Genomic DNA, 21,576 nt, shown 5'->3' with positions numbered 1-21,576 from the left:
CCGGTACATCAGGAATCGCAATTTCAGTACGACCCCGGACTCCCCGGTGCGTCGCCCAGCCAAAAGGAGGAGGATCATGACGCAGAACACCAGCAATGCAGCGTCGAACACCAATCAATCCGACCGGGCCGGGCAAGAGCATCATGGCTATGGCAGCGTCAAGCGCAACCTCAAGACCCGCCACATCTCCATGATCGCCCTGGGTGGCTGCATCGGCACCGGCCTGTTCATGACCTCCGGCTCCACCATCTCCACAGCCGGTCCCGGCGGAGGACTTCTGGCCTACATCGCCATGGGCGTCATGGTCTACTTCCTGATGACCAGTCTGGGCGAGCTGGCCACCCACCTGCCGGTGTCGGGATCCTTCGCCGCCTACAGCGCCCGCTACGTGGATCCGGCCCTGGGCTTTGCCATGGGCTGGGACTACTGGTTGAACTGGACCATCTCGGGTGCCGTGGACATCTCCACCGCCGCCCTGCTGATCCAGTACTGGCTGCCCCACACCCCAGGATGGATCTGGAGCCTGCTGGTCCTGGTCATCGTCTTCCTGATCAACGCCCTGACGGTCTCCGCATTCGGCGAGACTGAGTTCTGGCTCTCCCTGATCAAGGTGGCCACCATCATCGTCTTTCTGGTCATCGGCATGGCCATGATCTGCGGAATCATGTTCCAGCCGGTGGTCGGCCTGAAGAACTTCACCTACAAGGACGCCCCCTTCGTGGGAGGTTTCCCGGCCATCATGAGCGTCTTTCTGATCGCCGGCTACTCCTTCCAGGGCACCGAGGTGGTGGGTGTGACCGCCGGCGAGTCCGAGAACCCCGGCAAGGCGGTTCCCAAGGCCATCAACGACGTCTTCTGGCGGATCCTGCTCTTCTATGTGCTGTCCATCTTCGTCATCGCCGCCCTGATCCCCTACACCAGCCCCAACCTTTTGGGAGCCTCTGACGGGAACATCGCCATGTCGCCATTCACCCTGGTCTTCCAGCGGGCCGGCCTGGCCTCGGCGGCCAGCGTCATGAACGCTGTGGTGCTGACATCCATCCTCTCGGCCGTCAACACCGGGGCCTATGCCTCCAGCCGCATGCTCTACGGACTGGCCAAGGACCATTATGCCCCAGCCATCTTCGCCAAGACCACAAAGAGGGGCATCCCCCTGGCGGCGCTGGTGGCCACGGTCTGCATGTCCCTGGCCACCTTCGCCTCCAGCATCTTCGGCCAGTCCTTCTACATGTGGCTGGTGACCGCCACTGGGTTGACCGGGTTCATCGCCTGGATCGGCATCGCCCTGAGCCACTTCCGCTTCCGGAGGGCCTTCAAGCTCCAGGGGCACGACCTGAGCGAGCTCAAGTACCACTCCAAGCTCTATCCGTTCGGCCCGATCCTGGCCATGGTGCTCTGCGTCATCGTCATCGCCGGACAGGACATCCCCTCCCTGCTCAGCCTGAACTGGTCGCACATGGCCATGACATACTTCAGCGTGGTACTGGTCCTGGTCCTCTACCTGGGCTTCAAGTTCGTCAACCACACCAAGATCGTGCGTCTCAAGGACATGGACGTGTCCGGCGTCGAATCCACCCGCTGAAGCAGAAGGACACAGCAGGCACGGAGGACACCTTGTAAAAAACCGCGTCCTCTATAACCAATGGTGCCCCACCCAGATGAATTGACCATATGGGTGGGGCACCGCCGTACATCCTCTGGCATTGCATATTGCACATATCCACATGACCGATCCGGTCAGTGAAACAATCCGACCACACGATTGAAACGTAAGCGTCGGGTCATGATAACAAAATGGCCGTTCCTTCATCGGCATTGCATCCGGATGAGGGAACGGCCATTTGCTGAATGGTCAGTCGAACCAAACAAGGTCCTCCCAACAGAACCTAGAGGTCACTGCACCTGGGAACGGGCGATCTTGCCGGTGAAGGACTGGGCCTCGTCGGCATCCTTGACGTCCTTGTTCCAGGAGAACATGGCGCGCAGCTTGGGGCCGACCTCCTCGATCTTCTCGTGGGAGTACTTCTCCTGGAGCTCCTTGAACTTGGGGGCGCCGGCATCCTGGTCATCGATGAACTCCTTGGCGAAGGAGCCGTCCTGAATGCGCTTCAGCTGGTGACGCATCCTGTCCTTGGTGGACTCGTCCACCACGGTGGAGGTGAAATCACCGTACTGGGCGGTGTCGGAGCAGGACCAGCGGGCCTTGTTCAGGCCTCCCTCGTTCATCAGGTCGACCAGCATCTTGAGCTCGTGGCAGACCTCGAAGTAGGCGATCTCAGGCTGGTAGCCGGCCTCGGTCAGCACCTCGAAGCCGGCCTCGACCAGATGGTTGACGCCGCCCATGAGCACATCCTGCTCGCCGAAGAGGTCGGTCTCGGTCTCTTCCTTGAAGGTGGTCTTGATGGCGCCGGCGCGCAGGGCGCCCAGAGCCTTGGCATAGGCCAGGGTGATGTCCCAGGCGTCGCCGCGAGGATCCTGCTCCACGGCCACGACCACGGGCACGCCACGGCCAGCGACATACTCACGACGGACGATATGGCCCGGGCCCTTGGGGGCCACCATGAAGACCGGGTGGTCGGCACTGGGCTTGATGTAGCCGTAATGGATGTTGAACCCGTGGGCGAAGGCGACAGCCGCACCCTCCTTGATGTTGGGCTCGATGTCGTCCCGCCAGATGTTGCGCTGGTACTGGTCGGGGGCCAGAATCATGACGATGTCGGCCTCTTTGGTGGCCTCGGGCACGGTCTTGACCTCCAGGCCCTGCTCCTTGGCGAAGGGCACCGACTTGGAGTTGGCACGCAGGCCGACCACAACATCCACACCGGAATCACGCAGGTTCAGCGCATGAGCATGTCCCTGGGAACCGTAGCCGATGATGGCCACCTTCTTGCCATCCAGAACCGAAAGGTCCCCATCCTTCTCATACCAGATCTGTGCTGCCATTATCTACACTCCTTTATGTGCGGTCCAACCGGACCGGCTCTTCCAGGCCGGGGGACGCAAAATACTGTGAATTCCTGTCGTTGTTCCAGGCGGACGATGCTCTTTCGACCGGGGCGACGGATTTTGTCCTTGACCCCGATCCGTACCCTGTGGATACGGTATGTCTCCAACCATACTCGTGATATGGCCAGATGGACTGTCCGCAATTCGTTGTTCGGACACCGGCGCGATTCGAAGAACCGGCCGGCGGGATGCATTCGGGGCTTACTTGGTGAAGTCCACATCCTTGGTTTCGTGGCAGGTCAGCACTGCCACCAGGCAGCAGACCGCCATAACGGCCAGGTAAAGCCCGACCGAGCGCACTCCCCAGTGGGAGGAGAGCCAGGTGGCGATGGTAGGTACGAAGGCCGCGCCCACGATGGCCGCCAAGTTGTAGCCGATGCCGGAACCCGAGTAGCGCACGTTGGCGTCGAAGAGCTCCGGCAGGAAGGCGCCGATAGGCCCGAAGGCAATGCCCATCAGGGCGAATCCGACGCAGAGGAAGACCATGACCTGGAAGGTGTTGTGATGGGCCATGAGCAGGTAGGGGAAGACCAGGCTGAAGACCACCAGCATGACGGAGCTGCCGATCAGTACCCGGCGACGGCCGATGCGGTCCGCATAGACGCAGGCCAGCACGATGAAGAGGGCGAAGACCAGGATGGAGACCATGAGCATGAGCAGGTACTCCTGGTTGCTGAAGCCCAGACCGCCGCCGCCCTGGGACTTGGGCTTGGTGCCGTAGGCCAGGGACCAGGTGGCCAAGGTGTAGAAGAGCGTGTAGGTGACCGCGACCAGGAAGGTGGCCTGGAGCACCTGGCGCCAGCTTTTGCGGAAGACCTCCAGCAGGGGGGTCTTGACGACCTTCTGCTGGTCCAGAGCCATCTGGAAGATTGGGGTCTCCTGCATGGAGACGCGCACTGCCAGCCCTACGACCACCAGGATGGCGGAGAGCAGGAAGGGCACGCGCCAGCCCCAGCTCAGCATCTGCTCGGGGGTGCAGAACATCTCCAGCAGGAAGTAGGTTCCATTGGCCAGGAAGAAGCCGATGGGGGCGCCCAGCTCAGGGAAGGAGCCGTAGAGGGCTCTCTTGCCTTCCGGGGCGTTCTCGGTGGCCACCAGGGCCGCGCCGGACCATTCGCCGCCCAGGCCGATGCCTTGTACGAACCGGCAGAGACAGAGGACCACCACGGCCCAGAGACCCCAGGTGGCATAGGTGGGCAGGACACCGATCAGGACCGTGGAGCAGCCCATGGTCAGCAGGGAGACCACCAGCGTGGTCTTGCGCCCCTGACGGTCCCCGAAGTGTCCGAAGATCAAGGATCCCAAGGGCCGCGCGATGAAAGCGATGGCGAAGGTCAGCAGGGAGGCCAGCAGAGCCACGGTCGGATCGGTCTTGGGGAAGAAGAGCTTGGGGAAATAGTTGGCCGAAGCCGTCCCGTAAGCGTAGAAATCGTAGAACTCGATGGCCGTGCCGACCATGGAGGCCCCGATGACTGTGCGAACCGAGCTGCGGGTCACACGGGTGCCGCCGGACACGGTGGCTGCCGGGGCCGGGGAAGCAACACTGACGTCGTTTGCCGTCACTTCATCTCATCTCCTTATAGAAAAACCCCGCTGTTGGCAGGGTCTGATGCGATGAAGCCTATGCGTCCAGCCCCGCCTTCCGACGGGGTCGAACAATGAAGATTGTCGAGTCAGTCCGCCGGTGAGGACGGGCTAATAATTCGTGCGGACACGGTGCCGAATCGGCGGGTGTCTGTCAAGCTGGTCATCACGGCGAACCTCCCTTCATCATCCTCGAATCGGATGCGTTTTCTGCGCATCCGTATTGGTGCTGACCATAGGCCTGACATCGGCCGATCCAGCGAGACTGGTCCACTATGTGGACAAATGGTTATTGGAGTCAGTAAAGAACCGGCCAGGAAATTCGTCGGAGACCACGGCCTGTCGGTCGGCATACATCAGGGCGCAGGAGAAGGAAAATTGGGCGGCCAGCGCATCCGGCGGCACCAGGAAGAGGGCGGTGGCCAGACCGTCAGCCAGGCCCGTGGGATGTTCGTCATCCTTTCCATCAGCCACCGCCCAAGAGGCCAGCACATGGTCGACCGGGCGGCCGTCGATGGCATCCAAAATGTGGTGAAGGGCTGTCAGTCCCGCTGCTGCGGCATTCTCGGACCGGTCGGTCCAATGGCGACGGCTGGGCGCAGAGGCGCACAAGGAGCCATGGGACAGCTCAATCCGGCCCACGCCTGCAGACAGATCGCCGGGATCCTCCATGGCGATGGAGACCGGGCGGGAGGTCCGCATGCGCATGTCGCCGCCGGCATCGATCAGATACTCTTCGACCCAAGGTTCGAGCAGGTCGGCAATCAGATCCACCAGATAGCCCTTGCCGACCGCCCCGAAGTCAAGGCTGACCGGACCGGCGGTCATAAGGACGGCACCCTGACGGCTGAGGTCACCACCCCAGGTCGGTCGCCCATGGATCCGTCCCAAATGACCGGCGGCATCGGCCTGCAACCGGAAGGTGGGCTGCCTGCCGTAGCCCAGGCGGGTCAAATCCTCGCCCACCATGGGGTCCAAGGCTCCCCCGGTGGCGGAATACAGCCTGTCATATAAGTCAAAGAGCCCCTGGCAGTAGTCGGGAAAGACGAACCTGCCCCCATGAGAGGCCTGGGCCATCTGCGCAGGTATGGCATCCCGCCTGAACCGCGACAGGGCACGCTCGTAATCCTCGATCAGATTGGCGATGGCCCCGTGCAGTCGTTCTCCCAGAGGCCTGTCCGTGGAGACGATGATTCCCGTACCCACCGCCCCAGGGAAGGCGGTCAGGCAGGGCAGACCCATGGAACTTCCTCAGTCGATAAGGGAGTGAATCTGCACGATCTGGTCGCGGCCCGGGCCCGAGCCCACGGCCGAGATGCGGCAGCCGGAAAGGTCTTCCAGACGGTGGATGTAGTCCTTGGCCTTGGTCGGGAACTCCTCGAAGCTCCTGGCGCCGGAGATGTCCTCGCGCCAGCCCGGCAGCTCCTCGTACACCGGCTGGGCCGATTGGAACTCGGCCTGGTCCACGGGCATCTGGTCCACCCTGACCCGGGAGCCGTCGGACCGGGTGATGTCGTAGCCCACGCAGACCGGGATGGTCTCCAGACCAGAGAGGACATCCAGCTTGGTCAGCACGATGTCGGTCAGGCCGTTGATCTGCACTGCATAGCGGCTGACCAGCGCGTCGAACCAACCGCAGCGACGGGAGCGGCCGGTGGTCACCCCGTACTCGTGGCCCTGACGGCGCAGCCATTCGCCCTGATCGTTGTCCAGCTCCGTGGGGAAGGGCCCCTCCCCAACGCGGGTCACATAGGCCTTGGCGACGCCGACCACCCGGTCGATCTTGGTCGGGCCCACCCCAGTACCGGTGCAGGCACCCCCGGCCGTGCAGTTGGATGATGTGACGAAGGGGTAGGTGCCGTGATCCACGTCCAGCATGGTGGCCTGTCCCCCCTCGAAGAGGACGTTCTTGCCCTGCTCCAAAGCCTGGTTGAGCATCAGCGAGGTGTTGGCCACGTATGGCTTGAGTCGTTCAGCGTATCCCGCCAGCTCTTCAACGGTGGCCTCCACCTCGATGGACCGGCGGTTGTAGAGCTTGACCAGCATCTGGTTCTTCTGGTGGAGGCTGGCCTCCACCTTGTCGCGCAGGTGGTCGACGTTGAACAGATCGTGTACACGAATGCCTACACGGTTGATTTTGTCGGCATAGGCCGGGCCGATCCCACGGCCGGTCGTGCCAATCTTGTGCTTGCCCAGGAAACGCTCGGTCACCTTGTCCAGCGTCCGATGATAGGGGGCGATGATGTGCGCGGACTCGCTGATCCTCAACCGGCTGCAATCCACACCGCGTGATTGGAGCACATCGATCTCCTCGAAGAGGGCGGCCGGGTCGACCACGACGCCGTTGCCGATGACCGGGGTGATGGCCGGGTGAATGATTCCCGAGGGCAGAAGGTGGAGGGCATACTCCTGGTCGCCCACGACCACGGTATGGCCGGCATTGTTGCCCCCGTTGAACCTGGCGACGTAGTCCATGTGCTCGCCGATCAGATCCGTTGCCTTGCCCTTGCCCTCGTCGCCCCACTGGGCTCCGACAATCACGATTCCCGGCATACGATGCTCCTTATCCACTGGTCGCCATTCAAGGAAAACAAAGGCAGACCATCCATAGACGAGCCTAACCCCATGTATGGAGCGGAAGACCGACCGACCCAGGAACCAACCCTGGCATCAAAAGGCCGAATAGGCTCAGCAGCCGATCATGACTGTCCCGCCCGCAGGACCATGTTCGAACTGGAAATCACAAATCATCTCATAGCCCGCCCTGCGCTGCCCAGCTGATGGCAGGCCTGGACTACTCGGGCAGCCATCCCGTCCTCGGCCTGGCGTCCCCAGGAACGGGGGTCGTACTCGCTCTTGTCACCGACCTCCCCATCCACCTTGAGGACCTTGTCGTAATTGGCGAACATGTGCCCTGCCACGGCCCTGGTGAAGGCGTACTGGGTGTCGGTATCCACGTTCATCTTGACCACGCCATGAGCAACTGCCGAGGCAATCTCCTCCGGCTGCGAGCCGGAGCCCCCGTGGAAGACCAAGAGGAAGGGCTTGTCGGCAGGGGCGCCCGGGGAAGGGATGCCGCCAATCTCCCCATCGGATATGGCTCGGGCGGTCCTGGCCTGGATCTGCCCCAGCAGGTCGGGCCGTAGCTTGACCACACCTGGCTTATATGACCCATGCACATTGCCGAAGGTGAAAGCCACCATGTAGCGGCCGCGCTCGCCCAGACCAAGGGCATCAACCACCCTGGGGCCGTCCTCGGGCGAGGAATAGAGCCGCTGGTCGATGGCAGCCGAGTGACCGTCCTCCTCGCCGCCGACTGTGCCCACCTCAATCTCCAGGATGGTGCGGGCGGCACGGGACAGCTCCAGCAGCTCCGCCGCCGTGGCCAGGTTTTTCCCCAGAGGCAGGCCGGAACCGTCCCACATGTGCGACTGGAAAAGCGGCTCCTGACCGTGAGCCACCTGGTCCCTCTCATAGGCCAGCAGGGGACGAACCCACTCGCCCAGGTATTGCGGGGCACAGTGATCCGTATGCAGGGCCACGGTGATGCTTGGGTAACGGGCGATCACCTCGTGGGCGAACTTGGCGAAGGCGATGGAGCCAGCCACCCGGTCGGCCAGGCGCTGTCCGGACAGGTAGGCGGCACCTCCCACGGAGACCTGGATGATTCCGTCGGACTGGGCCTCGTCCAGCCCCTGCAGGGCCGCGTTCAGAGTCTGGGTGCTGGTCACATTGATGGCGGGGTAGGCATAGGACCCCCGTCTGGCTGCATCAAGCATCGCCACATACTGTTCAGGAGTCGCTAAAGTCATACCCCTCATTATCGTCGAGTGCGAGGAAAAGCGGCCTACCACACGCAGCTACAGACATCACCGATAGATTTGCGGGTCTCTGCCCTGATGGCGAACACCCCCCAACGCGCTTTGACAAGCCTCCAAGCCGCAGGTAGTTTAGCTCCGTACAGTTTGATGAAACGTTACATCAAACAGGTTGTTTGTTTCACGGCAGTAACGAATCAGCCTAGGGAAGGCACGACATAGGTAAGCAGAAGGTTGGGGCTGCCCATCCTTCTGGGAAGGAGACCAACGTGTCAGCAAGCAAGGAAACCGTCCGCAAGATCATCCTGGATCTGGACACTGGCATCGACGACACGCTGGCTCTGTCCTACGTCCTGGGCTCCCCGGATGCCGAACTGATCGGAATCACCGGCACCTACGGCAACGTGGTGCTCGACCAAGGCATCGACAACGATCTGCGGCTGCTGGCCATGTATGGCAGGGAGGACATCCCGGTCTTCAAGGGGATCGACCACCCCAGCACGGCCGACTCCTTCAGCGTTCCGCCGGACTCCGAGATCTTCCACGGGGCCAACGGCACCGGCAACGTCGAAATCCCTGCACAGACCGACCGGCAGGCCAGCCAGCAGAGCTCGGTGGACTTCATCATCGACGCTGTCCGCCGTTACCCCAAGGGCGAGCTGGTCGTGGTGCCCACCGGCGCCCTGACCACCATCGCCGCCGCCCTGGAAAAGGCTCCCGACATCGTCGACCGCATCAGCATCGTCATGATGGGCGGCACACTGACCCAGCCGGGCAACGTGGGACCCTTCGCGGAGGCCAATATCAACCAGGATCCCGAGGCCGCCAATCGGGTCTTCGCCACCACGGCGGACATCACCATGGTTGGTCTGGACGTGACCACCCAGGCTCTGATGAGCCGCGAGGACACCGAGGCCCTGCGCGCAACAGGCACCAGCGCCGGCCGCTTCCTGGCAGACATGACCGACTACTACATCGACATCAGCGAAAAGGAGAGCGGGGTCTACCTGGGCGGCTGCAACCTGCACGACCCCCTGGCCGCCGCCGTGGCCATCGACCCCAGCCTGGTCACCACCTTCGCCACCAACCTGATGGTCGAGACCGAGGGACCACAGCGGGCCCGTACCATCGGCGACCCCAGCAGGCTCCTGGACACGGTCAAGAACACCAAGGTGGCCCTGTCGGTCGACACCGAGCGGTTCACCCGGCGCTTCATGGACAGGCTCCTGACCCTGGTGCGCAAGACCGAGAGCGAACGATAAAAGGACGGCAGTCATGAGCGAATCCATCACCACAACGGCTACCGAAACGACCGTGGACGAAAACCGCCGCAGCACCAAGCGGGCCCTGCCGGCCCTGCTGACCATCTTCCTGCTGGGCACACTGATGATCCAGGCCTTCAACCTGGTCTTCCAGAACGTGGGCGACTCCCTGGGGATGTCCGCCAACGCCTCGCTGATCAGCACCCTGCCCGGCATTGTCCTGGGCGTGGTCTGCATGCTCTACGGCACCCTCTGCGACTACATCTCCCCCCGGAAGATGACCCTGTTCGGCGTGGGCGCCCTGATCATCGGCAGCCTCCTGGGCTTCTTCGGCGCATCGAACTTCTGGGCCGTGGTCCTGGCCCGCATGATCCAGACCGCGGGCGGTCAGGTGGCCGGCTCGGTCTTCCTGGTCATGGCAATGAAGTACCTGAGCGACAAGGAGCGTGCCTTCTATCTGGGCATCTTCAACGCCGTCTACTACGCCTCCTCCGCCGTGGGCATCTTCGCCGGCGGACTGATCACCTCCATCGACTGGCGCTACCTCTTCCTGGTGCCCCTGGTCTCCATCCTGCTGATCCCCCCGGTGCTCAAGTACACACCTGACACCGGCATCAAGGGTGAGCGCATCGATGTCTTCGGCATCGCCCTGTTCGCGTTGATCGCCGGATTCGTAGCCGTCTACTTCTCCTTCCCGGCCACCTGGATGCTGGGGGTGCTGGCCGTCCTGATCCTGATCTTCGCCGGCTACGTCTGGAAGGGCGCCAACCCCTTCCTGAGCCGTGGGTTCGTGACCAACGGCGCCTACATGGCTGTCCTGCTGGCCCTCTTCGTCTTCTACTTCTTCAACTTCGCCTGCGTGCCCATTTACAACGTGATCGGCGACCGTATCTACGGGATCTCCCTGAGCCAGGTCTCCCTCTGCCTGACCATCGTCTACATCGTGGCCACCCTGGTGGGCTGCCTGTCCGGAGTCATCATGAACACCATGGGACGCCTGCCCATGCTGATCCTGTCCGCCCTGCTTATGATCGCCGGAGCTGCCGGTTCGGCCCTGATGCTCACCTCGGGCTTCTGGGTCCTGACCGCGCTGGCCTCGGTCTTCATTGCTGGCATCACCATGTCCTACACGCCCCTCTACGACTCCTTCTCGGCCACCCTGCCAGTGGACCAGAACGGACGCGGCATCGGCATCGGGGATTTGATGATGAACACCTCGGCATCCATCGGCATGGCTGTCTACAGCGGACTCATGGCCAATCCCCAATTCGGGTCACATGCCCTGGCAGGTGTCAAGACCGGCGTCCAGGCCCAGGTAGCCAACATGTTCTGGGTCATGGCACTGGCCGCCCTACTGGCCCTGATCATCGTGGCCATCTTCCACAAGGCCATGTCAGCCAAGGCTCCCCAGGAGTAAGGCTGATGTGACCCACACACACTTGGTCGGATAGCCGCACTGCTTGGTTCACTCTTCCTGGCCTCGGGAATGAGTCGGGCCCAGCACCGGCACCCGGCCGCTCGAACCGGGGAGGGAGCGGAGTTCGGACTGCTTTCGGCAATGTGATAGTCCCCCTCTTCCCTCAGCCGCCGAAGGCAAGAAGATCGCCGCCCCTCCCCCCGGTGGAGAACCCCCGTCATAGCCATAACTGACGGGGGTTCTTCCATATCTTCGACCGCTACCTTTAATCCTGTGCCCATGGTTCGGACCGCGCATCGGAGCACAACTTATATAGATGCCAGAAAGCGGCTGTGCGGAACTTTCAATCCCATCTTGGAGATCTGCCGGTCTCGAGTCTCGAATACAGGGGGGGGGGGGGCAGAAGCTCAAGGAACAAAGGCCCGGCCCGGACAAACACTGGACGACTCGTGGATTTGCCAACGCTCATGGATTTGCCAACGCCCGACCGTACTGTAATAGACCTTAACGAACTCAATCGAGCCATTGTCTACGTGGTTTCACGTGAAACCTCGGCGCACCGATACTCCCCCAAAATGAAGAGAACCCGGCGGTGCGTGAACACCGCCGGGCGAGAGAGAAGAAAGGGAAATCAGTTGTCGGACGGAGGTCAACCGCCCGTTCGGTTTTTGAGCCGATGTTTATAGTAAACAACAGCTACCTTATGGTGACGATAGTGTTATCTGAGAATTCTCTGTGAATCCAGCCGGATCAGAAGGCGGGCATAGGGCCGGTTAGACTGGATTTCGGATGGTTTCCCGCCCGACGAGAGAACCTCGATTAACGAACCTAAAGGAGATACCTCGGCATGTTGCTCAGCGACCATGACATCCTGGATGCCCATCAGGCAGGACACCTGAATCTGGACCCGTGGACACCGGCCATGGTCCAGCCCTCCAGCGTGGATGTACGCCTGGACCGCTACTTCCGGGTCTTCAACAATCACCAGTACACCTACGTAGATCCGGCGGAGGACCAGGGTGCACTGACCGAGCAGTTCGAGGTGCCCAAAGACGAACCCTGGATCCTGCACCCCGGCGAGTTCGTTCTGGGATCCACCTGGGAGTATGTCAAGCTGGACTCCACCCTGGCCGCCCGGCTGGAGGGCAAGAGCTCCCTGGGCCGTCTGGGCATTCTGACCCACTCCACCGCCGGATTCGTCGATCCCGGCTTTGAGGGGCACATCACCCTGGAGCTGTCCAACGTGAGCACCCTTCCGGTCAAGCTCTGGCCCGGCATGAAGATTGGCCAGATGTGCTTCTTCCAGCTCTCTTCGCCCGCCCAGTACCCTTACGGCTCCAAGCACAATGGATCCCATTACCAGGGCCAGCGCGGGCCAACCCCTTCCCGCTCCTACATCAACTTCTACAAGGCCGACGTCTCAGACTGATCAGCCTCGGGCCTGGCCCATAAGGCCTGGCATCTGCATGCTTGTGCTTGTATATTCACCGACCTTCCCGGAACGCTCAGGCCAGAAGCCTGCCTTCAACCGCCATGTTTGAAGCAAGCCTTGCCCCCACTACCCGGGTCCGGATTGGCAATAAATGGCAATGCCTTAATTCGATGTACCCTGCCTGTTGACCGGCCATGACGGGCGGTCGGGAACTGACACAGCGGCAGGCAGCGAGGCGAGGCGGCATGAAACTCAATCTCAACGGCATCTGGGACTTCCACCCCGACGACGGAGACCGGGGATACCCCGTCATGGTGCCCACCTGGTGGGACAGCCTGCCGGAGACCACCGGCTATCCGGACTCCTGGAGCCGGGACCTGCACCATGGCGTCTACCTCAGGGAGTTCTTCCTGGGCGCCCTCGACCCGAACGAGGACGTGATCCTGCACCTGGACGCCCTGGCCACCCTGGGCAGGGTGTCGATCAACGCAATCCAGGTGGGGCCGCCATCCACCGGCGGCTATCTGATGACGCTGCTGCCCTACGACCTGGACGTCACCAGGGCGGTTCATGCCGGACGCAACCGGATGAGGATCGAGATCTGGGGCGTCAAATCCCTTCCCGCCGACGCCCTGGCTCCTGCTGAGGGCCCCGGCCGGCTGCTCTTCCCCTTCGGCACCGAGAACATCGTCGGACGGCTGGGGCTGGGCGGCGACGTCTGGCTCGGCAGCAGGCCCAGGGTCCGCATCGAGGACATGCAGATCATCCCCGATCTGGGCGGCGACGCCGACCCCTCCAACGACCGGCTGGAGCTCAACGCGACCCTGACCAACACCAGCAAACACCCATGCGATCTGCGATTCAGGGCCGAGGTCCGCCCCTGGAAGTCTTCAAAGCCCAAGGGTCGGACTGTGCTGGCCTTCAACCCGGTATCCTGCTCTCTGGATCCCCGCTCCTCCAAGATCATCCGCCTGCAGATGGCCTGGCCGGACGCACACTACTGGTCCCGGACCGACCCCTTCCTGTATGTCATGCAGGCTGTTCTCGACATCGACGGCCATGTAGTCGACCGTGCCCAGGAGCGATTTGGCTTCCGGCAATTCCAGCGCCAGGGAGACCGGTACCTGCTCAACGGCACCCCCATCCGGTTGCGCGGCGACTCCCTCTGCCTACTCAACCAAGGCAGCCGCGACCTGATCAACGAGGCCGGCGATGCCTATGGGCTGATCCTTGACGACAACCAATCCGGTCAGGACATGACCAAGGCCTGGGTGGATGCCTATCGACATGCCAACTTCAATATTCTGCGCAACCACATCCGCTCAGTCCCCTCTCAAGCCCTGGCCGACCGCGCCGACGAGACCGGTATGCTCCTTGAGGAGGAGACGGCCTTCTGGAATCCAGGCTCTCCAGCCAATGTGCAACTGGATCCGCCCCTCCACATGAGCTACGGCCCTGAAGCCATTGGCCACTATGTCGAGTGGACGCGGCGATGGGTACGGGCCTATCGGAACCACCCCAGCATCGTCCTCTGGTCCACCACCAACGAGGCATGGAACCCCAAGGACGGCGACCTTCTCATCCCAGCCCTGCAGGCGGCCGTGCATGAACAGGACGGCACCCGGCCAGTGGTCAATGACGGCTTTAATGCCCCCATTACCGACGAGGATTCCCGCCACTATTACGGGGGGTATCCCTCTGGCATGACCTCGGCTCCAGACATCTATGCCCTCTACGACATCAAATCGCCCCTACCCCTGGCCGCCGGCGAGGAATTCTCGGTCTCCACCGCAGGCATCCCCCGCTACGATGGGCAGGGACGGATTGCCGACATTTATCACGGCCGGCTCAACGGAGATCCGGACACCATCTCCAGGGCGGACTTCGGCCGGGAGGTCGGACGGGTGACCAGGGGCATACGAACCACGCGAGTGGTCGATTGGAAGCCCTTCTGTATTTCCGCTTTCATCTACGACAACGTCGAGGCCTGCCTGGAACCGGACCGGCGCAGAATCCGCAGGGGGCTCAACCCTAAAAGGCTGCTGCGCCCCCAGTTCGATCCCTGGCGGGATGAGGATGACCCCTGGCAGGAGGGGCCGGCCTTTGGATATATAGCTGCCTCCTTCGCAGATGTCGCCGCCTACGACAAGGAATTCGACCGTGAACCGCGCCTGGGTCAGCCCCACAGGATCTACCCGCGCGGAACGACCAGCCGACGCACCATCATTGTCCACAATGACGAGGAACGCCGGGGAACCGACCTTGAGTTGGTCTGGCAAGTGGCCTGGCAGGATGGCCCAGGGGGCAGACGGGTGGTTGTCGACCGAGGTCGCCAACGGGTGCAGGTCCCACATGCATCCTGGCGGACCGTACCCGTGACCATCACCGTGCCCAGGGATCAGGCCAGCCAGGGATCCCGACTCCTTCTGGTCCTGTGCGTGCGCAAGCAGGGTAGACAGGTCTTCCGGGAGGAGAACTTCCTGGGGTGGATCGACCATGCCGCTCCGCCACGGCTGGGGACCGCACACCCCCGCATCGACCTGGGCCGGGTGGAATGGGTATCACGGGAGGTCAAACACTGCATCCATCTGTGCCAGGAGGGAGGCGCAATGAGCGAGCACTGGAGCGCCCAGGTCCTGGAGGATGCCGAGGGCGCCTTCAGCTTGGAAAGGATGAAGGGGAACCTGCGTCACGAGCAGGATATCTACTACACTGTCGATCCCTCCGGCCTGGAACCTGGGCACCTCTACCGGGCCCGCGTGCGCTTCCAAGGGGCGTTGCAGGAGACGGCCACGGTAACGGTCACCTTCACCGCTGGACGCCGGCCTCCCCGACAGGCCCGGGCCAATCTTGCCGCTGGTGCCCGGGTTCAGGTCTCATCCCAGTCTGATCTGCCAGGATGGACAAGGGCCGCCCTGGTCGACGGTCGTCTCGGAGCCGCCTACAACCGATTCGGATGGTCCAGCTTCGTCAGCAACCGGAATCGCCCGGAGTGGATTCTCCTGGAGATGCGGAAGGCGGCCACCCTGTCCCAGGTGGTTCTGGCACCCCGGGGCCGCAATCCATCCGGAGGCGCGGACCAGTCCAGCCAGTCGTCAGACACCGATTCCTTCGGCGTGGTGGAGTACGCAACCAGCAACAGATTGACTGACCCCAACCAGGGTCAGGGTTTTCCGCTGGACTTCTCCATCAGCCTTTCATCGGACGGCCGCAGCTGGACTCGGGTCTGCACCCGCCACAACTATCCGCTGCCGGTGGACGGTCGGCCGCAGGCCTTCGATTTTGCTCCAATGAGCAATATCAGGTTCATCAGAATCGAGGCAACGCGGCTGCGCGCCAATCCTTATCAAGGAGGACGGTACGCCTTGCAGCTGAGCCAGATCATGGCCTTCGCCCGCCATCGTCTGCCAGCCATACCTGCAGCTCCCAAGAGCATTGACGCCCAGCCTCACGGACACTGTCTGCGGCTGACTTGGCGGCACGGACCAATCCGACGCCAGGCCGACGCGCCGAGCACCACCCAGGTCCTTCTGCGCGACCGAAACGGCAGATCCATGACCTTCTACCTGGACCGGTCCCAAGGACGGGCCGACCTGGACGGAATCCCCTTCGGCTCCTGGCGGATGATCCTGCAGGAGTGCAACTCCACGGGCATCGGCGAACCTGCAGACCCGCTTGAACTGCACATGGGCCCTCCCAAAGCCGGAAGGACTGACCCGGCGCTGCCCTGCCCCGGCGACCCTCAGGCCAGCATCGATCTGGCAGACATGACCGTCCGTCTGACTGTTGACCAGGTCCCTCAGGGGTTTTCAGGATACGAACTGACCTTGAAACCAACCGACGATCATGAGCCCGAGCCGACCGTCTGGCTGCCCGCCGGCAGGCAGACCCACAGTTTCCGACAGGTTCCTCCAGGCATCTATCGCGTCATGGCAGCCTTCACCACCGAGGATGGTCGAGTCTCGTCCCCCTCTCCCCCAGGCGATTCCTTGATTCTGGGACATGCGCCCGGGCGTCCAGGCAAGCCCAGGCTGACCTCTTCCGGTAAAACCATGCAGGCATCCTGGTCGGCCCCGAGCGACGGAGGCATCCCTCTACAGGCCTATCAGGTCACCCTACGCGAAATGGCCCGTGGGCAGAGTACAGGACTGCGTTTGGCTGCCAAACAGACCACCCTGACCCTCAGTGACCTGGAGCCCGGCAAGTATACAGTCAGCGTCAGCGCCATCAACGCGGCAGGACCCGGACCGGAATCCCCCGCCTCCCTTCCCTGCCTCATCGCCGAGGACGACCATGAACGCTGAGTCCTTGCCCAGGTCCGCCATTCTGGGCTACGGCCTAGGCGATGCCGCCAACAACATCGGCTGGCAGATGACCAACCTCTTTCTGACCACCTATTACCTCTACTTGGGCATGGACCCCATGCTGGTGGCCGACATCTTCCTGGGAGCCCACCTCTTCCAGGCCCTGGTCTACCTGGTCGCCGGAAGAATCACCGACGGCCGCGCCAAGGACAAGGAGGGCGGTCTGCGGCGACTGGTGGTCGTCTTCGGCCTGCCGATGATGATCTCAGTCACCCTGATGTACACCATCCCGGCGGGCGCGCCCATGCCGGTACGCATCGGCTGGGCCATCGCCACCTACCTGCTTTATCAGCTCCTTGGAGCCTTGGGCGGCGTGCCCTACGGGGCCCTGCTGGGAGCCATGACCCGGGACTCCGATGACCGTCAGCGCCTGGCGGCTTCCCGCACCTTCGGCGGAGCGGCGGCAGGGGTCGTCCTGACCTTTACCCTGGCTCCGCGGGTCAACGACATGGACCCCTCCCGACTCTTTCTTCCGGTGGTCGCCGCCTGCTGTCTGCTGGGCTCCCTGGGTTATCTGATCATGGCCCGGACCACCAGGGAGCGCTACCTGCCTCCGGCAGCCCCTCCTTCCTCCCTGAAAGAGGATCTGCGACTCCTGGCCGACAATCGTCCTCTATTGGTAGTCTGTCTGGCCACCCTGTTCATGACCAACCCGGTGGCCTCGTTGGCCCCGATCGTCGCCAAGGAGGTCCTGACCGTCGGCAACCCTGGGCTGACCGGACGAGTCACCTTCGCCCTGACCCTGGTGGGCGTCCTTGCCGGGGTGGTCGTAGCCCCCTGCTCGCCCTGGCTGGTGCAGCGTCTGGGTAAGCGGGGCACCTGGACCTTGGGCGGGCTGATGGTCATCGGATCCTCGCTGGCCTTCATCCTGGTCCGATCCGCCTGGCCTGCCGTTGCCTGCATAGCCTTGAACGGCATCGGTGTGCAGGTCATCACCCCTTGCATCTGGTCCATGCAGGCGGATTCGGTCCAGTACGAGCAGTGGCGGACCGGCAATGGAAACACCGCAGGAGCCTCCATGGCCGCCCTCAGCATCACCCGCCAGGTCGGAGCGGCCATCAATGGATGGGCGGGGCCGGCCATCCTGTCTTTCCTCGGTTACAGGCCTGGTATGAATGTTGCCCAGGATCCAGCCCTGGGCGCCAATATGCGACTGGCTGTGGGCCTGGTACCTGCCGTCATGTTCACCATCTCTGTCCTGCTCATCCGCTGCTATCCGCTGACCGAGGAGGTCTTCGGACGCATCAGCGCCGACCTGCAGGCAGGCCGTATACAATGCCAGTGCAGCCATATCAGGCAAGGAACGGAGCATCAGGCTTGTCCAGGAGATCCCCGGAGCCCACACAGGGGCGGGAAGGGCACCGACGCGTGCGCATGATCGACGTGGCCGCAAGGGCCGGAGTGTCCCCGTCCACGGTCTCCCGCGCACTCAACAATCCCGGTCGACTGAACTCGCAGACTGCCGCCCGGATCCGCTCCCTGGCCCAATCCATGGGCTACCCCCTGCCTGTCAATCCCCCCAACAGGGATGCGACCGGGCCGGTCCTGATAACCTTTCTGGTCCAGGATGCCTCCAACGGCATCTCCTCCCAGATTCTTGCCGGCGCTCAAGAGGCTTTGCCTGAGCAAGGTGCAGTCGGCATCATCGAGGCCGGAGCCGAGCTGGGGCGGACGGAAAACCTACTGGAAAGCCTGGTCGACCATACCCGTGGGATCATTCTGGCCACTGATCAGGTCCGAACGCCTACGGCCCGGCGCCTGGCACGACGCCTGCCTCTTGTGGTAATCAACCGCCCCATGGAGGGCCTTCCCTCCATCCTGCCCGATGCCTCCACCGGTCTGGCCCAAGCCCTGGAACTGCTACGGCGGCAGGGACGACGGTCCGTAGTCTACATAGCCAGCCGGGTGGGAGCCTGGTCCGACCGATCCCGCTGGGAGAGCATACAATCACTCAGCCGGGCCATGGGGTTGGAATGCCGGCGAATGGGGCCAGTGGATCCTACTGTCCAAGGCGGCCGGCAGGCTGCCGCCGCTCTGGAGCAGGAACCTCCCGACGCTGTGGTCGCTTACAATGATCTGATCGCCGCCGGAGTCATTCTGGGACTGCAATCCAAAGGAGTCACCGTGCCCGACAGGGTCGGCGTCATCGGATTTGACAACACCATGGTCGCCCCTGTCGTCAAGCCGGCCGTTGCTACGATTCGTATCCCCCGCCGAGCCATAGGACATGCCGCAGCGGATATTCTGCTGGGTCGGAAGCCCGAGACCGGGCAGTCCCGCCAACAGTCCGCCCTGATCGCACGGCTGCGCAAAGCCGGCATCCCGCCTGTCACCGAGGATCCCGGAGCCCTCGCCCTGCCTACCTCGCTGATCATCAGGGACAGCCTGGGCATCCTTGACTTCGAGCGCACTCGAAGGGGTATAGCTGAATCTGCCGGAATGACACGGCCAAGATGATGGCAAGGAGATCAACCCATGGCAATCAAACAGACGGCGGGCCACGACCAGCTCGGTCGGTTCGCACCACAATTCGCCCACCTCAACGATGATGTGCTCTTCGGCCAGGTCTGGTCCCGCGAGGATGAGCTTTCTGCCAGGGACCGCAGCATGATCACCTGCGCAGGTCTGATGAGCATGGGGCTCTTCCCCCAGCTAAAGAGCCATATGACCATGGCCAAGAACAATGGCGTTACCCGCACTGAAATGGTGGCGCTGATCACCCACCTGGCCTTCTATGCAGGCTGGCCCAAGGCATGGTCGGCTTTCGGCCTGGCCAAGGAGGTCTACGGTGAGGGCGACAGTGACGACAAGAGCCAGGACACCGCCGCAACTGCAACCGGAACCGGGCCGGATTCAGGGCCTTACCCCTTGGGGGATTCGGCAGACGGACCCAACTTCACCGGGCATGTCTGGTTGCATCGGCTGACTGATCCGGACGCGGAATGCTCAGCCAGCAATGTGACCTTCGCACCCGGGTGCGTCAACCGTTGGCACACCCACCCGCATGGCCAGCTCCTGATTGTCACCGCCGGGCAGGGGTGGGAGCAGGAGGAGGGCCATCGGCCCCGCAGGCTGGAACCCGGTAATGTGGTCTTCTGCCCGGCGGGCATCAGACACTGGCATGGCGCCTCAGGCCGGTCGTCCATGGCCCACATCGCCGTCACACCTGCATCGAAGGGACAGTCCCCGGTCGAGTGGATGGAGTTCCCAGATCCTGACCAGGTAGCCGCTCTGGGATGACTCGCAGGAACAATCCGCGCGGCCTGATCTACAACGGTACGGCGTGCTTTCACCCGGCAGATATTGAGACCGACAGATGTTTTGCTGGTTCTTGCCTGCTTTTACACTGGAGGCATGGCTGACAAGAAGGGCCCGACCAAGGGTTCGGGCGGCAAGCACCGCAACAAGCTGCGCGGCAGGGGGCCCACCCCCAGGGCCGAGGACCGCGTCTACCACAAGGCCTACAAGGCCCGGCAGGCGGCCCGCCGCAGGCAGGCGGCCGACCCACGGCTGGCGGCCCGCCGCCGGGCCGACCGGTTCACCTCCGACTCCGACGACCTGGTCATCGGCCGCAACGCGGTCCTGGAGGCCCTGCGCGCGGGCGTGCCGGCCAGCCAGCTCTACCTGGCCGCCCGGATGGAACACGACGACAGGACCAGGGAGATCGTCCGCCTGGCCGGGCAGGAGGGGCTCAACCTGCTGGAGGCCGACCGGCTGGAGATGAACCGCATCGCCCGGTCCGGCAGCCACCAGGGCGTGGCCCTCAAGGTGCGGCCCTACCAGTACGCCTCCCTGCAGAGCCTGGCCGACCGGGCCGAGAAGCACGCGGCCGCCCTGGAAGGGGCCGACCAGGCGACCAGGGTCGCCGCCCGCCCCCTGTTCATCGCCCTGGACGGGGTCACCGACCCGCAGAACCTCGGGGCCGTGATCCGATCCGCTGCGGCCTTCGGCGCCTCGGGGGTGATCCTGCCCGAACGGCGCAGCGCCTCCGTCACAGCCGCGGCCTGGAAGGTCTCCGCCGGGGCCGCCGCCCACCTGCCCGTGGCCCGCGTGGTCAACCTGACCAAGGCCATCCAGGGACTCAAGGAACGCGGCTACTACGCGGTCGGCCTGGACGGCGCAGGCAACACCACCGTGGGCGAGACGGGCTTCGAGACCGACCCGCTGGTGGTGGTCCTGGGCTCCGAAGGCAAGGGGCTGAGCCGCCTGGTCCGCGAGCACTGCGACGCCCTGGCCTCCATCCCCATCTCCAGCTCGGTGGAATCCCTGAACGCCTCGGTCGCGGCCGGCATCAGCCTCTACGCCATAGCCACGGCACGCCGACGACCCGCCAGCCACACCCAATAACCCCAGACAGACACCGGCAACCTGAAGACAGACACGCCAGGAGGACGCCCAGACCGCACACGGCATCCAGCCCGCTGCAGACCGGATGCCGCACAGACCAACCAGTCAGCTGGAAGCCCAGACCGCATCATCCTGATCATCCTGATCGGCAGCCGCATCCAGACTGCCAGGAGCATAGACCGACCTCAACGAACCCCGACCACCACCCGCGTCCTCAAAGGCCGGCTGCGACGACACCTCCTCGACAGCCCGGTCACGGTCCGTCTGGGTGCCTGCTCCGTTCCGGCCTCCAGGGACGGTTCGGCCAGTCACCCCACTGCCAGCTGCGTCTTGGCCTTCCACTTCA

At 63.3% G+C, this 21,576-nt stretch carries 15 protein-coding genes; 9 read left to right on the top strand and 6 right to left on the bottom strand.

From position 1 onward, the window contains the following. The first annotated feature begins 76 nt into the window (after positions 1 to 76). Entirely contained in the window at positions 77 to 1,582 is a 1,506-nt protein-coding gene (locus ACUIAF_RS06620; protein ID WP_445338276.1) for an amino acid permease, read from the top strand. Positions 1,583 to 1,893: 311 nt separating this feature from the next. Here the strand turns inward: ACUIAF_RS06620 and ilvC are convergent, their stop codons facing one another. The 5 genes from ilvC to fbaA all read right to left on the bottom strand — a co-directional run bounded on the left by ilvC (position 1,894) and on the right by fbaA (position 8,402). Next, the gene (gene ilvC, locus ACUIAF_RS06615; RefSeq protein ID WP_121912809.1) at positions 1,894 to 2,943 is read right to left on the bottom strand and encodes a ketol-acid reductoisomerase; all 1,050 of its coding nucleotides are present in this window, start codon (positions 2,941 to 2,943) and stop codon (positions 1,894 to 1,896) included. Between the two features lie 264 nt (positions 2,944 to 3,207). Further along, a complete protein-coding gene (locus ACUIAF_RS06610; RefSeq protein WP_445339178.1) occupies positions 3,208 to 4,464 on the bottom strand; it encodes an MFS transporter in 1,257 nt (418 codons plus the stop codon). A 399-nt stretch (positions 4,465 to 4,863) separates the two neighbouring features. After that, entirely contained in the window at positions 4,864 to 5,832 is a 969-nt protein-coding gene (locus tag ACUIAF_RS06605; RefSeq protein WP_445338275.1) for an FAD:protein FMN transferase, read from the bottom strand. Between the two features lie 9 nt (positions 5,833 to 5,841). Beyond that, the gene (locus ACUIAF_RS06600; protein WP_110417798.1) at positions 5,842 to 7,143 is read right to left on the bottom strand and encodes an adenylosuccinate synthase; all 1,302 of its coding nucleotides are present in this window, start codon (positions 7,141 to 7,143) and stop codon (positions 5,842 to 5,844) included. A 194-nt stretch (positions 7,144 to 7,337) separates the two neighbouring features. Next, on the bottom strand, positions 7,338 to 8,402 hold the full coding sequence (gene fbaA / locus ACUIAF_RS06595) for a class II fructose-bisphosphate aldolase (RefSeq protein ID WP_445338272.1): 1,065 nt from the start codon (positions 8,400 to 8,402) through the stop codon (positions 7,338 to 7,340). Positions 8,403 to 8,677: 275 nt separating this feature from the next. On the opposite strand from fbaA, the gene ACUIAF_RS06590 reads away from it, so the two are divergent. The 8 genes from ACUIAF_RS06590 (at position 8,678) to rlmB (ending at position 21,230) form a co-directional block, all read left to right on the top strand. Beyond that, a complete protein-coding gene (locus ACUIAF_RS06590) occupies positions 8,678 to 9,670 on the top strand; it encodes a nucleoside hydrolase (RefSeq protein ID WP_110417800.1) in 993 nt (330 codons plus the stop codon). Between the two features lie 13 nt (positions 9,671 to 9,683). After that, complete coding sequence (locus tag ACUIAF_RS06585) at positions 9,684 to 11,087, top strand: MFS transporter (protein ID WP_110417801.1); 1,404 nt, start codon at positions 9,684 to 9,686, stop codon at positions 11,085 to 11,087. An 847-nt stretch (positions 11,088 to 11,934) separates the two neighbouring features. Continuing rightward, positions 11,935 to 12,516 carry a dCTP deaminase gene (gene dcd / locus ACUIAF_RS06580; protein WP_015022650.1) on the top strand — a complete coding sequence of 194 codons (582 nt, stop codon included), beginning with the start codon at positions 11,935 to 11,937 and terminating at the stop codon, positions 12,514 to 12,516. A 248-nt stretch (positions 12,517 to 12,764) separates the two neighbouring features. Next, positions 12,765 to 16,823 carry a fibronectin type III domain-containing protein gene (locus ACUIAF_RS06575; protein WP_445338271.1) on the top strand — a complete coding sequence of 1,353 codons (4,059 nt, stop codon included), beginning with the start codon at positions 12,765 to 12,767 and terminating at the stop codon, positions 16,821 to 16,823. Then, positions 16,813 to 18,261: an MFS transporter gene (locus ACUIAF_RS06570; protein ID WP_015022651.1), complete on the top strand. Its 1,449-nt coding sequence runs from the start codon at positions 16,813 to 16,815 to the stop codon at positions 18,259 to 18,261. The genes ACUIAF_RS06575 and ACUIAF_RS06570 overlap by 11 nt, the downstream gene beginning before the upstream one ends. Continuing rightward, positions 18,258 to 19,340 carry a LacI family DNA-binding transcriptional regulator gene (locus tag ACUIAF_RS06565; protein WP_015022652.1) on the top strand — a complete coding sequence of 361 codons (1,083 nt, stop codon included), beginning with the start codon at positions 18,258 to 18,260 and terminating at the stop codon, positions 19,338 to 19,340. Before ACUIAF_RS06570 ends, ACUIAF_RS06565 begins: the two co-directional genes overlap by 4 nt. 18 nt (positions 19,341 to 19,358) lie before the next feature. Further along, the gene (locus ACUIAF_RS06560; RefSeq protein WP_445338269.1) at positions 19,359 to 20,123 is read left to right on the top strand and encodes a carboxymuconolactone decarboxylase family protein; all 765 of its coding nucleotides are present in this window, start codon (positions 19,359 to 19,361) and stop codon (positions 20,121 to 20,123) included. 114 nt (positions 20,124 to 20,237) lie between these two features. After that, positions 20,238 to 21,230, top strand: a complete 993-nt coding sequence (rlmB, locus tag ACUIAF_RS06555; RefSeq protein ID WP_445338267.1) for a 23S rRNA (guanosine(2251)-2'-O)-methyltransferase RlmB — start codon at positions 20,238 to 20,240, stop codon at positions 21,228 to 21,230. Between the two features lie 105 nt (positions 21,231 to 21,335). Here rlmB and ACUIAF_RS06550 read toward each other — a convergent pair whose 3' ends face one another. Next, entirely contained in the window at positions 21,336 to 21,572 is a 237-nt protein-coding gene (locus tag ACUIAF_RS06550; protein ID WP_445338266.1) for a hypothetical protein, read from the bottom strand. Positions 21,573 to 21,576: the final 4 nt, after the last annotated feature.

It is taken from the genome of Bifidobacterium sp. ESL0822 (assembly GCF_052606675.1).
The sequence above is the reverse complement of the archived record's forward strand: the minus strand, read 5'-3'. Positions and strand labels throughout refer to the sequence as shown.

What these genes read in the sequence shown, in the direction of transcription:
- rlmB (WP_445338267.1), top strand. Translation starts at nt 20,238, where the DNA reads ATGGCTGACAAGAAGGGCCCGACCAAGGGTTCGGGCGGCAAGCACCGC.
- ACUIAF_RS06575 (WP_445338271.1), top strand. Translation starts at nt 12,765, where the DNA reads ATGAAACTCAATCTCAACGGCATCTGGGACTTCCACCCCGACGACGGA.
- ACUIAF_RS06610 (WP_445339178.1), bottom strand. Translation starts at nt 4,464, where the DNA reads ATGGTCGGCACGGCCATCGAGTTCTACGATTTCTACGCTTACGGGACG.
- fbaA (WP_445338272.1), bottom strand. Translation starts at nt 8,402, where the DNA reads ATGACTTTAGCGACTCCTGAACAGTATGTGGCGATGCTTGATGCAGCC.
- ilvC (WP_121912809.1), bottom strand. Translation starts at nt 2,943, where the DNA reads ATGGCAGCACAGATCTGGTATGAGAAGGATGGGGACCTTTCGGTTCTG.
- ACUIAF_RS06605 (WP_445338275.1), bottom strand. Translation starts at nt 5,832, where the DNA reads ATGGGTCTGCCCTGCCTGACCGCCTTCCCTGGGGCGGTGGGTACGGGA.
- ACUIAF_RS06620 (WP_445338276.1), top strand. Translation starts at nt 77, where the DNA reads ATGACGCAGAACACCAGCAATGCAGCGTCGAACACCAATCAATCCGAC.
- ACUIAF_RS06600 (WP_110417798.1), bottom strand. Translation starts at nt 7,143, where the DNA reads ATGCCGGGAATCGTGATTGTCGGAGCCCAGTGGGGCGACGAGGGCAAG.
- ACUIAF_RS06560 (WP_445338269.1), top strand. Translation starts at nt 19,359, where the DNA reads ATGGCAATCAAACAGACGGCGGGCCACGACCAGCTCGGTCGGTTCGCA.
- dcd (WP_015022650.1), top strand. Translation starts at nt 11,935, where the DNA reads ATGTTGCTCAGCGACCATGACATCCTGGATGCCCATCAGGCAGGACAC.
- ACUIAF_RS06585 (WP_110417801.1), top strand. Translation starts at nt 9,684, where the DNA reads ATGAGCGAATCCATCACCACAACGGCTACCGAAACGACCGTGGACGAA.
- ACUIAF_RS06570 (WP_015022651.1), top strand. Translation starts at nt 16,813, where the DNA reads ATGAACGCTGAGTCCTTGCCCAGGTCCGCCATTCTGGGCTACGGCCTA.
- ACUIAF_RS06565 (WP_015022652.1), top strand. Translation starts at nt 18,258, where the DNA reads ATGATCGACGTGGCCGCAAGGGCCGGAGTGTCCCCGTCCACGGTCTCC.